Origin of the sequence: Klebsiella pasteurii (assembly GCF_018139045.1) — a bacterium.
In the GTDB taxonomy this organism is placed as follows: Bacteria; Pseudomonadota; Gammaproteobacteria; order Enterobacterales; family Enterobacteriaceae; genus Klebsiella; species Klebsiella grimontii.
The window spans coordinates 683,311-695,269 of record NZ_CP073236.1; the positions used below are offsets into that span (position 1 = coordinate 683,311).

Annotated in this window: 11 protein-coding genes; 8 read left to right on the forward strand and 3 right to left on the reverse strand. The window is 56.9% G+C overall.

Going from position 1 to position 11,959, the window contains the following annotated elements; genetic code table 11:
* Positions 1–31: 31 nt before the first annotated feature.
* The 5 genes from pspE (at position 32) to KCG39_RS03245 (ending at position 5,901) form a co-directional block, all read left to right on the forward strand.
* Entirely contained in the window at positions 32–346 is a 315-nt protein-coding gene (pspE, locus tag KCG39_RS03225; RefSeq protein ID WP_004121202.1) for a thiosulfate sulfurtransferase PspE, read from the forward strand.
* A 100-nt stretch (positions 347–446) separates the two neighbouring features.
* Positions 447–1,844, forward strand: coding sequence for a YcjX family GTP-binding protein (locus KCG39_RS03230; protein ID WP_004121201.1), 1,398 nt, complete (start codon positions 447–449; stop codon positions 1,842–1,844).
* Positions 1,841–2,902 (forward strand): YcjF family protein, encoded by a 1,062-nt coding sequence (locus tag KCG39_RS03235; RefSeq protein ID WP_004121200.1) that lies wholly within the window; start codon positions 1,841–1,843, stop codon positions 2,900–2,902. Before KCG39_RS03230 ends, KCG39_RS03235 begins: the two co-directional genes overlap by 4 nt.
* Before the next feature lie 285 nt (positions 2,903–3,187).
* Positions 3,188–4,729 (forward strand): transcriptional regulator TyrR, encoded by a 1,542-nt coding sequence (gene tyrR / locus KCG39_RS03240; RefSeq protein ID WP_004121199.1) that lies wholly within the window; start codon positions 3,188–3,190, stop codon positions 4,727–4,729.
* Between the two features lie 116 nt (positions 4,730–4,845).
* Positions 4,846–5,901, forward strand: a complete 1,056-nt coding sequence (locus KCG39_RS03245) for an AbrB family transcriptional regulator (RefSeq protein WP_049114321.1) — start codon at positions 4,846–4,848, stop codon at positions 5,899–5,901.
* 43 nt (positions 5,902–5,944) lie between these two features.
* Here KCG39_RS03245 and tpx read toward each other — a convergent pair whose 3' ends face one another.
* Positions 5,945–6,451 (reverse strand): thiol peroxidase, encoded by a 507-nt coding sequence (gene tpx / locus KCG39_RS03250; RefSeq protein ID WP_004101479.1) that lies wholly within the window; start codon positions 6,449–6,451, stop codon positions 5,945–5,947.
* Between the two features lie 101 nt (positions 6,452–6,552).
* Here tpx and ycjG point away from each other — a divergent pair, with 101 nt between their 5' ends.
* The gene (gene ycjG, locus KCG39_RS03255; RefSeq protein ID WP_142467971.1) at positions 6,553–7,518 is read left to right on the forward strand and encodes an L-Ala-D/L-Glu epimerase; all 966 of its coding nucleotides are present in this window, start codon (positions 6,553–6,555) and stop codon (positions 7,516–7,518) included.
* On the opposite strand, the gene mpaA is transcribed toward ycjG, so the two are convergent.
* On the reverse strand, positions 7,509–8,222 hold the full coding sequence (gene mpaA / locus KCG39_RS03260; RefSeq protein ID WP_004121196.1) for a murein tripeptide amidase MpaA: 714 nt from the start codon (positions 8,220–8,222) through the stop codon (positions 7,509–7,511). The genes ycjG and mpaA overlap by 10 nt on opposite strands.
* A gap of 189 nt (positions 8,223–8,411) precedes the next feature.
* Here mpaA and KCG39_RS03265 point away from each other — a divergent pair, with 189 nt between their 5' ends.
* The gene (locus KCG39_RS03265; RefSeq protein ID WP_004121195.1) at positions 8,412–10,028 is read left to right on the forward strand and encodes a peptide ABC transporter substrate-binding protein; all 1,617 of its coding nucleotides are present in this window, start codon (positions 8,412–8,414) and stop codon (positions 10,026–10,028) included.
* A 93-nt stretch (positions 10,029–10,121) separates the two neighbouring features.
* On the opposite strand, the gene KCG39_RS03270 is transcribed toward KCG39_RS03265, so the two are convergent.
* On the reverse strand, positions 10,122–10,685 hold the full coding sequence (locus KCG39_RS03270; RefSeq protein ID WP_112166433.1) for a DJ-1/PfpI family protein: 564 nt from the start codon (positions 10,683–10,685) through the stop codon (positions 10,122–10,124).
* A 752-nt stretch (positions 10,686–11,437) separates the two neighbouring features.
* Here KCG39_RS03270 and tssB point away from each other — a divergent pair.
* Entirely contained in the window at positions 11,438–11,929 is a 492-nt protein-coding gene (tssB, locus tag KCG39_RS03275) for a type VI secretion system contractile sheath small subunit (protein ID WP_142445359.1), read from the forward strand.
* Positions 11,930–11,959: the final 30 nt, after the last annotated feature.

The window sequence follows — 11,959 nt, forward strand, 5'->3', positions numbered from 1 at the left end:
GCCTAAACACTCACACTATCAGGATGATAACATGCGAAAACTCCTTCTGGGTTTAGCGCTGGCGATGGCCTTACCCGTCTTCGCGGCGGAACACTGGATTGACGTCCGCGTTCCGCAGCAGTATCAAAAAGAGCACGTCGTCGGGGCGGTGAATATTCCGCTGGCGGATTTAAAAACGCGGATTGCGGCGGAAGTACCGGATAAAAACGATACCATTCACGTTTATTGTAACGTTGGCCGGCAATCGGGACAGGCTCAGCAGTTGCTGAGCGAAATGGGCTACACGCAGGTGGTTAACGCCGGCGGCCTCCGTGGGATAGCCAGGCCGAAAAGCGCCAGCAAATAATCGTCGGCCCCGTCGCAGCGGGGCTAATGCAATCTATTGATAATTATCTCTTTAGCCCTCATGTTTATTTCCCTCGTTCTTCAGGCACAACAGGATGGCGATGAAGCGACTCAAAACAGAATTTAACGCGCTGATCAATCGTGGGGTTGATCGGCATCTTCGTCTGGCCGTCACCGGCCTTAGCCGCAGCGGCAAGACCGCCTTTATCACCGCGCTGGTCAATCAACTGCTGAATATTCACGCCGGCGCGCGGCTACCGCTGCTTAGCGCGGCCAGAGAAGAGCGCCTGCTGGGCGTCAAGCGCGTACCGCAGCGGGATTTTGGTATTCCGCGCTTCACCTATGATGAAGGGCTGGCCCAGCTCTACGGTCAGCCGCCGGTCTGGCCGACGCCCACCCGTGGCGTCAGCGAAATCCGCCTCGCTCTGCGCTATCGCTCTAACGATTCGCTGCTGCGCCATTTTAAAGAAACCTCAACCCTGTATCTGGAAATTGTCGATTATCCCGGCGAGTGGCTGCTGGATCTGCCGATGCTGGCCCAGGACTATTTGACCTGGTCACGGCAGATGACCGGACTACTGCAGGGGCAGAGGGCGGAGTGGTCGGCACGCTGGCGACAGCTATGCGAAGGTCTGGATCCGCTGGCGCCCGCCGATGAAACCCGTCTGGCGGAGATCGCTGCGGCATGGACCGACTATCTGCATACCTGTAAGCGCGAAGGGATGCACTTTATTCAGCCAGGGCGCTTTGTGCTGCCCGGTGAAATGGCCGGCGCGCCGGCACTGCAGTTCTTTCCCTGGCCGGATGTGGATGCCGCCGGTGAGGCTAAGCTGGCGCAGGCGGGCAAACATACCAATGCCGGAATGCTGCGCGAGCGTTTTAAATACTACTGCGAGAAAGTGGTAAAGGGCTTCTATAAAGATCATTTCCTGCGCTTCGATCGGCAAATCGTACTGGTGGACTGCCTTCAGCCGCTTAACAGCGGGCCGCAGGCATTTAACGATATGCGCCTGGCGCTGACGCAGCTGATGCAAAGTTTTCACTATGGCCAGCGTACGCTGTTTCGTCGCCTGTTCTCACCGGTTATCGATAAGCTGCTGTTCGCCGCGACCAAAGCGGATCATGTGACCGTCGATCAGCACAGCAATATGGTGTCGCTGCTGCAGCAGCTGATACAGGATGCCTGGCAAAATGCGGCATTCGAAGGTATCAGTATGGATTGTCTGGGACTGGCGTCGATTCAGGCGACGCAGAGCGGGCTTATTGAGGTGAACGGCGAAAAGATCCCTGCGCTGCGAGGCCACAGGCTGAGCGACGGCCAGCCGCTAACCGTCTACCCCGGCGAGGTGCCAGCCCGCCTGCCGGGCCAGGCCTTCTGGGAACAGCAGGGCTTTCAGTTTGAAAACTTCCGCCCGCAGGTGATGGACGTTGATAAACCGCTGCCGCATATTCGCCTCGATGCGGCGCTGGAATTTTTGATCGGAGATAAATTGCGATGACCGAACCCTTAAAACCGCGTATCGATTTCGACGGCCCGCTGGAGGAGGAAAAGGCGCAAATTTTGAAGTCCGCGCGCGCGTTTGACGGCGCCGACGCGGCGAAATTCGCTCCTGCGCGGCTTGACGTTCTGCAAGAAGAAGAGGGGGCGGCGGAAGCGGTAGTGGAGTCAGCGCTGCGACCTAAGCGCAGCCTGTGGCGAAAGATGGTCAGCGCCGGGCTGGCTATTTTTGGCGTCAGCGTGGTGGCGCAGGGCGTGCAGTGGACGATGACCGCCTGGCAAACGCAGGACTGGATAGCCCTTGGCGGCTGCGCTGCCGGCGCCTTGATCGTCGGCGCGGGCGTCGGTTCGGTGGCAACCGAGTGGCGCCGGCTGTGGCGACTACGCCAGCGCGCCCACGAGCGCGATGAGGCGCGGGATCTGATGCACAGCCATGCGGTCGGCAAAGGGCGCGCCTTTTGCGAGAAGCTGGCCCAGCAGGCGGGGCTCGATCAATCGCACCCGGCCCTGCAGCGCTGGTATGCGGCAATCCACGAAACGCAGAACGATCGTGAAGTGGTGAGCTTGTATGCGCAGATCGTGCAGCCGGTACTGGATGCGCAGGCGCGGCGTGAAATCAGCCGTTCGGCGGCAGAGTCGACGCTAATGATAGCCGTCAGTCCGCTGGCGCTGGTGGATATGGCGTTTATCGCCTGGCGCAATTTACGGCTGATCAACCGCATCGCCACCCTCTACGGTATTGAGCTGGGCTACTATAGCCGCCTGCGCCTGTTTCGTCTGGTGCTGCTCAATATCGCTTTTGCCGGCGCCAGCGAACTGGTGCGGGAGGTCGGGATGGACTGGATGTCGCAGGATCTGGCGGCCAGGCTATCGGCGCGCGCGGCGCAGGGGATTGGCGCCGGTCTGCTGACCGCGCGGCTGGGAATTAAAGCTATGGAACTCTGCCGTCCGCTGCCGTGGATCGCCGACGATAAACCGCGGCTGGGGGATTTTCGCCGCGAGCTGATCGGCCAGCTAAAAGAGACGTTGCAGAAGAGTAAAAGCGGCGTGGAAAAATAAGTCGCTTAAGCATTCCCGGCTTGCGGCGTGAATGCCTTAGCCGGGCTACCGTTTCACAGAAGGCTGTAACCTGTAGCCCGGCTAAGCGTAGCGCAAGCCGGGGAGAAAAACAGAAGCGATGATAGCCGCTCATCTCATCGCCATTTTTCGTCTGAGCGCATAACTTTACGGCAGAAAGGCCATTTTTCCGCCATACTGTCAATAATTGTTGACAGCTGGCTTCACGCCAGCAAATAACTGTCCTATTATTCATCCGTCATTGGCCTCTTTAGGGTGAAAACACCTATGCGTCTTGAAGTCTTTTGTGAAGACCGTCTTGGTCTGACTCGTGAATTACTCGATTTACTGGTGCTGCGCGGTATCGACCTGCGGGGTATCGACATTGACCCTATTGGCCGAATTTATCTCAATTTCGCCGAGCTGGAGTTCGCCAGCTTCAGCAGCCTGATGGCGGAAATTCGTCGTATCGCCGGGGTCACCGACGTGCGCACCGTAGCGTGGATGCCGTCAGAGCGGGAACATCTGGCGCTCAGCGCGCTGCTGGTGGCGATGCCGGAGCCGGTGCTGTCTCTGGATACCAAAGGAAAAGTCGAACTGGCTAACCCAGCCAGCTGCCAGCTGTTTGGCCAGAGCCAGGATAAGCTGCGCAGCCATCCGGTCGCGCAGCTGATTACCGATTTTAACGTCCAGCGCTGGCTGGAGAACGATCCTCAGGAGTCGCATGCGGAACACGTGGTGGTCAACGGACAGAACTTTCTGCTGGAGATCACCCCGGTCTACCTGGAAGGCGAGCACGGCGAGAAGGTGCTAACCGGCGCGGTAGCGATGCTGCGTTCGACGGTCCGTATGGGGCGCCAGCTGCAAACCATGACCATTCAGGATACCAGCGCCTTTAGCCAGATCCTCGCCGTAGGTCCGAAAATGCGCCACGTCGTCGAGCAGGCACGCAAGCTGGCCATGCTCAGCGCGCCGCTGCTGATCGTCGGGGATACTGGCACAGGGAAAGATTTGCTGGCCCACGCCTGCCATCTGGCGAGCCCGCGCGCGGGGAAACCTTATCTGGCGCTGAACTGCGGCTCTATCCCGGAAGACGCGGTGGAAAGCGAGCTGTTCGGCGACGCCATCCAGGGGAAAAAGGGCTTTTTCGAGCAGGCTAACGGCGGGTCGGTTTTGCTGGATGAAATTGGCGAAATGTCGCCGCGCATGCAGACCAAACTGCTGCGTTTCCTCAACGATGGCACCTTCCGCCGCGTCGGTGAAGATCATGAGGTCCACGTTGATGTGCGGGTGATCTGCGCGACCCAGAAAAACCTGGTGGAGCTGGTGCAAAAGGGGCTGTTCCGCGAAGACCTCTATTATCGCCTGAACGTGCTGACGCTGTATCTGCCGCCGCTGCGCGACTGTCCGCAGGACATCATGCCGCTGACCGAACTGTTCGTGGCGCGCTTTGCCGATGAACAGGGCATTCCGCGGCCAAAACTCTCAGCCGATTTAAATAGCGTACTGACGCGCTACAGCTGGCCGGGCAACGTGCGTCAGCTGAAAAACGCGATCTATCGCGCGCTGACTCAGTTGGATGGGTTTGAGCTGCGCCCTCAGGATATCCTGCTGCCGGACCACGACGTCTCTTCGCTGGCGGTTGGCGAAGAAGCGATGGAGGGGTCTCTGGATGACATTACCCGCCGTTTCGAACGCTCGGTGCTCACCCAGCTTTATCGCAGCTTCCCCAGCACGCGTAAACTGGCCAAGCGTCTTGGCGTCTCCCACACCGCGATCGCCAATAAGCTGCGCGAATATGGCCTGAGCCAGAAAAAAGGCGACGAGTAATGCTCACCAACCGTCTGCCCGGGCAGGCGGTTGGTATTTCCAGAAAAGGGCGGGGTCCAGGTGTAGAATGATTCTGTATATACTTCGTCTTTACCCTCTTTTTGGCAGGAATACGCATGCGGATCTGGCGTAGTGATTTTTTTCAATGGATGAAACTGCTGGTACTCTCCAGCGCGCTCTCTTTTATATTGTTCTGGTTTCATCTTCCCGCCGCACTGCTGCTGGGGCCGATGATTGCCGGAATCATCCTCAGCCTGCGCGGCGCGGAAATTCGTGTACCCCGTCCCTTTTTTATCGCCGCCCAGGCGATTATCGGCTGCATGATCGCCCGCAGCCTGACGCCCTCCATTTTCGGCGTCCTGCTGGCGAACTGGGCGCTGGTGCTGTTGATTCTCTTTTCTACGCTCGCTATCAGCGCGCTGGCGGGATGGCTGCTGGTGCGCTACAGCGATCTGCCTGGCGCCACCGGGGCGTGGGGGAGTTCGCCGGGCGGCGCTTCGGCGATGGTGATTATGGCTCAGGAGTACGGCGCAGATGTCCGGCTGGTGGCGTTGATGCAGTATCTGCGGGTGCTGTTTGTCGCGGGGGCCGCGGCGCTGGTCGTTCGCGTCGCGCTCGGCGGTGAAGCGCAGGAGATGACTCAGCAGGTCGCCTGGTTTCCTCCGATAAGCTGGCAGCTACCGTTCACGCTGCTGCTGACGGCGGCAGCAGGGTGGTTGGGGCTGCGGCTGCGCTTTCCATCCGGCGCGATGCTCTTCCCGATGGTGATCGGGGCGCTGGCGCAGGGGGAAGGTTGGCTGCAGCTTGAACTTCCTGAGTGGCTGCTGGCGCTGGCTTATGCCGCCGTTGGCTGGAGCGTTGGTCTAAAGTTTAATAAACAGATTTTCCTGCTGGCGCTCAAAACCCTGCCGCAGATCCTCGCATCGATTATTGGCCTGATCCTGCTGTGCGCGCTGATGGCTTTTGGGCTGACGCAGGTTTTGCCGCTGGACTTTATGACCGCCTATCTGGCGACCAGTCCGGGCGGGCTGGACACGGTGGCGATTATCGCCGCCGGTACGCGAGCGGATATGTCGTTTATTATGGCGATGCAGACGCTGCGCTTGTTCACCATCTTACTGACCGGGCCGGCGATTGCGCGCTTTATCTCCCGCTATGCGGCGCGGGAATAAAAAAGCCCCCGGTTAACGAGGGCTTACGTGGCCTGTGGCGTTATTACGCTTTTAGCGCGGCCAGGGCGGCGTCGTAGTCCGGCTCTTCGGTGATTTCATTCACCAGCTGGCTGTAAACAACCTGGTCGTTTTCATCAATCACGACCACAGCGCGCGCCGCCAGGCCGGCCAGCGGGCCCGCGGAGATAGCGACGCCGTAGTCGGCCAGGAACTGCGCGCCGCGCAGGGTGGACAGAGTCACAACGTTGTTCAGGCCTTCAGCGCCGCAGAAGCGAGACTGAGCGAAAGGCAGGTCAGCGGAAATGCACAGCACGACGGTGTTGTTCAGTTCAGACGCCAGCTGGTTGAATTTACGTACCGATGCCGCGCAAACGCCGGTATCGATGCTTGGGAAAATATTCAGCACTTTACGGGAGCCTGCGAACTGGCTCAGCGCGACGTCAGAGAGATCTTTGGCCACCAGCGTAAACGGCTGCGCTTTAGCGCCTGCCTGCGGAATGGTGCCTTGAACAGAAACGGGGTTGCCCTGGAAATGCACGGTTTGTGACATGGTTATCTTCCTGTTTACATATAGTTAACGTCGCGGCTAGTGTATGACATCCGTCAGCAGCACGGCAAATCCTTTTAATACTTACCTGCGAGGTTCAGGGAATGCGAAATCTGCGAGTCTATGAAGAAGCCTGGCCGTTACATACCCCGTTTGTGATTGCCCGCGGCAGCCGCAGCGAGGCAAAAGTCGTGGTGGTGGAAATTGAAGAGAATGGTGTCAAGGGTACAGGCGAGTGCACGCCCTATCCTCGTTACGGGGAGAGTATTGCTTCGGTGATGGCGCAGATTATGGCAATTGGCGAACAGATTGAGCGCGGCGTTTCCCGCGAGGAGATCCAGCGCCTGCTGCCGCCAGGGGCCGCGCGTAACGCCGTGGACTGCGCGCTCTGGGACTGGCAGGCGCGAAGCGTGGGTAAGAGCATCGCGCAGATGTTGGGCGTGACGCTGCCCAACCGGGTGGTGACGGCGCAAACGGTGGTTATCGGCACGCCGGAGCAGATGGCGGCCAGCGCGGCGGCGCTGTGGGAAAAAGGGGCTACGTTGCTGAAAGTGAAGCTTGACGATCATCTGATTAGCGAGCGGTTGATTGCCATTCGTGAAGCGGTTCCGCAGGCCACGCTCATCGTGGATGCTAACGAAGCCTGGCGCGGCGATGGCCTGGCCGAGCGTTGCCAGCTGCTGGCGGATATCGGCGTGGCGATGCTGGAACAGCCGCTCCCGGCTGGGGCCGACGAGGCGCTGGAGAATTTTATCCACCCGCTGCCCATTTGCGCCGATGAGAGTTGCCATACTCGCGACAGCCTGGCGGCGCTGCGCGGCCGCTATGAGATGGTCAATATCAAGCTTGATAAGACCGGCGGCCTGACCGAAGCGCTGCTGTTGGCGCAGGAGGCGGAGCGCCTGGGATTTGCGCGAATGCTGGGCTGTATGCTGTGTACTTCCAGAGCCATCAGCGCGGCGCTAGCGCTGGCGCCGCAGGTCCGTTTTGCCGACCTCGATGGCCCGACCTGGCTGGCGGTGGACGTCGAGCCGGCGCTGCATTTCAGCACCGGCGTGCTTCATCTTTGAGAGTGCCAGTGCAGCAGGTCCGTCATTGCCGCCAGGTATTTATCGGTCGCCTCGTCGGCGGATATCGGCGGGAATTCGGCGGTAATGCAGGGCAGGCCGATATCCGCGCACCAGCTGCCAAAGGAGCCGGGCGTTTCATAGCCGACGCTGCCCACCAGCGGCAGGCTAAACGCATCGGCGAGCCATTGACCCAGTTCGCTATGGCCGGGATCTTCAATACAGGCCAGCGGATCGTGAAACGAGACCACCCACGCGGGGTGGATCTGGTGGATAAGCTGGCACAGCGCCTGGGTTTCCGGTTCTGAGCCGGGTTTTTCGCCGGTGAGCAGAACCACATCGCGCTGTTCCGCCGCGCTGTTCCAGCGATAAACCGTTTCGCCTTCTTTCCAGTTCGCCGCCGGAAAATTCCGGTTCAGGTCGATCCCGCGCGCGTTAGCGCGCAGCCCCAGCTGGCAGCCGTCCGGGTTGACCGCCAGCACCACATGATGACGGCGCAGCTCGGGTTTGAGCGTACGCAGCGCGCAGGAAAGCGTGACTATGGATGAGCCTTCATCGCCGTGGGTTCCGGCAAGGATCAGGCCGCTACGGCTATCGGCCAGCGGCGCCGGGAACCACAGCAGCGGCGCGCCAAGGTGAGACTGGCCGTAGCGTTGTGTTCCTGGCGGAAAATCACCGCGCTGAGGGCGAGGACGAGAAACGGGCATAGGGCATCCTGTTATCAGGTTATTTTTCAGCAGTGTTGTGTAAAACCGTCCCGGAATCAAATAGTTTCCAGCGATAGTGAAATCAGCATAGACGTCAACTTTCTTTCACAAGCCGTTTGCAATTTCAGGTGATGAAACAAATAATTATCGCACTGCCAGCTCTGGTTTTTTTATTTTAAAGGGGATCTTATGAAGTATCCTGTCACATTGACATGCGGCGCGCTGTGGTTAGCCAGCGTCTCTTCTCTTGCCTGGGCGGCTGATGTTCCGCCGGGCACTGTTTTAGCCGAAAACCAGGTGCTGGTGCGGCATATTAAAGACGAGCCCGCCTCCTTAGATCCCGCGAAAGCCGTCGGTCTGCCTGAAATTCAGGTTATCCGCGATCTTTTTGAAGGTTTAGTCAATCAGGACGAGAAAGGCAACCTGATCCCGGGCGTGGCGACTCGCTGGCAGAGCAATGATAATCGCGTCTGGACATTTACCCTGCGCGATAACGCCCGCTGGTCCGACGGAACGCCGGTAACGGCAGAGGATTTTGTTTATAGCTGGCGGCGGCTGGTTGATCCCAAAACCACATCCCCTTTTGCCTGGTTTGCTGCGCTGGCCGGAATCGCTAATGCGCAAAATATTATTGATGGTAAAGCCGCGCCGGATACCCTCGGCGTTACCGCCGTTGACGCGCGTACCTTGCGCGTGCAGCTGGATAAACCGCTGCCGTGGTTCAGCAATCTGACGGCGAGCTTTGCTTTCTATCCGGTGCAAAAAGCTAACGTGGAGAGCGGCGACAACTGGACGCGTCCGGGAAGCCTGATTGGCAACGGCGCGTATGTCCTAAAAGATCGCGTGGTGAATGAAAAGCTGGTAGTGGTCCCCAATACGCACTACTGGGATAACGACAAAACGGTGATCCAGCAGGTCACATTTACGCCCATTAACCAGGAATCAGCGGCCACCAAACGTTATCTGGCCGGCGATATCGATATCACCGAGTCGTTCCCGAAAAATCTGTATCAGAAGCTGCTGAAGGATATACCGGGGCAGGTTTATACTCCGCCGCAGCTGGGAACTTATTATTACGCCTTTAACACTCAGAAAGGGCCAACCGCCGATGAGCGCGTCCGCCTGGCGCTTAGCATGACTATCGATCGTCGTCTGATGGCGGAGAAAATTCTGGGTACCGGCGAGAAACCGGCCTGGCGCTTTACTCCGGATGTGACCGCAGGCTTTACTCCGCAGCCGACGCAAATCGAAAGCATGAGCCAGGCCGAACTGAATGCCCAGGCAAAAGCGCTGCTGCAGGCGGCGGGCTACGGTCCGAACCGTCCGCTGAAGCTGACGCTGCTGTACAACACCTCGGAGAACCACCAGAAGATCGCGATTGCGGTGGCTTCCATGTGGAAGAAAAATCTGGGCGTTGACGTGAAGCTGCAAAACCAGGAGTGGAAAACCTATATCGACAGCCGCAATACCGGCAATTTCGATGTGATCCGCGCCTCGTGGGTGGGGGATTACAACGAACCGTCGACTTTCCTGTCGCTGCTGACCTCAACCCATAGCGGCAATATCTCCCGTTTCAACGATCCGGCCTACGACAAAATTCTGACCCAGGCGGCGCTGGAAACGTCGGAAAAAGCGCGCAATGACGATTACAACGCGGCGGAAAAAATCATTATGGCGAAAGCGCCCATCGCGCCGATTTATCAGTACACCAACGGGCGTCTGATTAAACCATGGCTGAAAGGGTATCCGATAGCCAATCCGGAGGACGTGGCCTATAGCCGCACAATGTATATCGTGAAGCACTGATGGGTACTGATATTTAAACCCGTAGCTGGCGCGATTTTAGCGCCAGCTCCTCCTTCAAATAATCTTCATCGAGGCAGTTATCCGGTTGTTTTTTTACCGCAGCAATTCGGCAAATTTCGCCAGCCATTGCGGATGGGCGGGCCAGGCGGGGGCGGTAACCAGATTGCCGTCAATATGCGCCTGATCGATACCGATGTCGGCAAAATGTCCACCGCTGAGCCGCACTTCCGGCGCGCAGGCCGGATAGGCGCTGCAGGTGCGGCCTTTTAATACCCCCGCAGCCGCCAACAGCTGAGGGCCGTGGCAAACGGCAGCAATAGGTTTACGCGCTGCGTCAAATGCCTGCACCAGTTTAAGCACTTCCGCATTCAGGCGCAGATATTCTGGCGCCCGTCCGCCGGGGATCAACAGCGCGTCATAATCCGCTTCTTTCGCGCTTGCAAAATCGGCGTTGAGAACAAAGCGGTGGCCGGGTTTCTCGCTGTAAGTCTGGGCGCCGTCAAAGTCATGGATGGCGGTCATAATGTAGTCGCCTTTGATTTTGTCAGGACAGACCGCATCAACCTGATGACCAATCATTTGTAGTGCCTGAAACGGCACCATGGTCTCGTAATCTTCGGCGTAATCGCCCACCAGCATCAGAATCTTTTTGCCCATCATATTCACTCCTGTATGAAGAAAGGTGTCTAAGATATAGCCTGGCGGGAGAGGGAATGCGAACCGCAACTCGGCTCTGGACAACAAAACAATGAATCCGCAGCTGTAATCCTTTACGACCTGGCTGGCGGCAGGCGGGCGCGCCGCTTTCGAACGGGCGCAGGGAAGGGATTAATGAGCGATGAGCATTATTGTCTGCCGTATTTAAATATACCGGGTGAATGGATTACTAATATTTCATTGCGCTCACTGAGTCTTAATGCCTTGTCAGGTCTAATAATCAAAGAGGAATATTTGAGGGGGATTATTTGTGGTTTTTATACCAATCCTGTCTGACATTTTTTATGACTATATTAACGTCTGGTTCAGGGAACATTCATGGCTTGCAAACGATAAAAAAAGAATTCGATCTTTATTTCTTTTGTCAGGCGTATTTTCAGCGATGGAATAATAATTATTACCGTTACACATTGATTTTCATCAATTGAACAGATGTGTTGAGATGTGAATTCATTATCTATTCATAAGGCGGGCGTAAATCCTTTCTTTATTGTAAGTAAACGCTGGGTGTTTCATATTGGCTTTGTTCGTCTGATGCTTTGGTTTTTACATTTGGATTAAAATCCTTAAGGGAAGTCTTATATTGGACTTTAGAACTGACGGGTTGATATTTTCTGATGATTTGCTCTACTATGGTTTTGTCATCAAACGTCGTTATTTTTAACAAATATTCCTCAAGGGAAGGGACCGCTATGGCTGATAGTTTCCAGAATGAAGTGCCAAAGGCACGCATTAATTTAAAGCTGGCTCTGCATACAGGGGGCGCGCAGAAAAAAGTCGAGCTGCCGCTGAAGCTTCTCACCCTCGGTGATTTCAGTAATGGTAAAGAGGACCGACCATTATCTGACAGAGAAAAAATCAATATCAACAAAAATAACTTCAACAGCGTCCTTGCGGAATTCAACCCGGAAATAAACCTGACCGTGCAGAACACGCTGGCCGGAGACGGCACGGAGGAAAGCATTAAGCTGAACTTCGCTGATATGAAAGACTTCGAGCCTGAGCAGGTTGCCCGTCAAATTCCGCAGCTTCGCGCCATGCTGGCGATGCGTAATTTATTACGTGACCTCAAATCCAACCTTCTGGATAACGCCACTTTCCGAAAAGAGCTCGAAAAGATCCTCAAAGACCCGGCGCTGTCTCAGGAGTTACGCGATGAAATGAGTGCACTGGCCCCGAAATAAACGGCGTGCGTTATTTAATGGATTAACCGG

What these genes read in the sequence shown, in the direction of transcription:
- pspE (WP_004121202.1), top strand. Translation starts at nt 32, where the DNA reads ATGCGAAAACTCCTTCTGGGTTTAGCGCTGGCGATGGCCTTACCCGTC.
- KCG39_RS03230 (WP_004121201.1), top strand. Translation starts at nt 447, where the DNA reads ATGAAGCGACTCAAAACAGAATTTAACGCGCTGATCAATCGTGGGGTT.
- KCG39_RS03235 (WP_004121200.1), top strand. Translation starts at nt 1,841, where the DNA reads ATGACCGAACCCTTAAAACCGCGTATCGATTTCGACGGCCCGCTGGAG.
- tyrR (WP_004121199.1), top strand. Translation starts at nt 3,188, where the DNA reads ATGCGTCTTGAAGTCTTTTGTGAAGACCGTCTTGGTCTGACTCGTGAA.
- tssB (WP_142445359.1), top strand. Translation starts at nt 11,438, where the DNA reads ATGGCTGATAGTTTCCAGAATGAAGTGCCAAAGGCACGCATTAATTTA.
- KCG39_RS03265 (WP_004121195.1), top strand. Translation starts at nt 8,412, where the DNA reads ATGAAGTATCCTGTCACATTGACATGCGGCGCGCTGTGGTTAGCCAGC.
- mpaA (WP_004121196.1), bottom strand. Translation starts at nt 8,222, where the DNA reads ATGCCCGTTTCTCGTCCTCGCCCTCAGCGCGGTGATTTTCCGCCAGGA.
- KCG39_RS03245 (WP_049114321.1), top strand. Translation starts at nt 4,846, where the DNA reads ATGCGGATCTGGCGTAGTGATTTTTTTCAATGGATGAAACTGCTGGTA.
- tpx (WP_004101479.1), bottom strand. Translation starts at nt 6,451, where the DNA reads ATGTCACAAACCGTGCATTTCCAGGGCAACCCCGTTTCTGTTCAAGGC.
- ycjG (WP_142467971.1), top strand. Translation starts at nt 6,553, where the DNA reads ATGCGAAATCTGCGAGTCTATGAAGAAGCCTGGCCGTTACATACCCCG.
- KCG39_RS03270 (WP_112166433.1), bottom strand. Translation starts at nt 10,685, where the DNA reads ATGGGCAAAAAGATTCTGATGCTGGTGGGCGATTACGCCGAAGATTAC.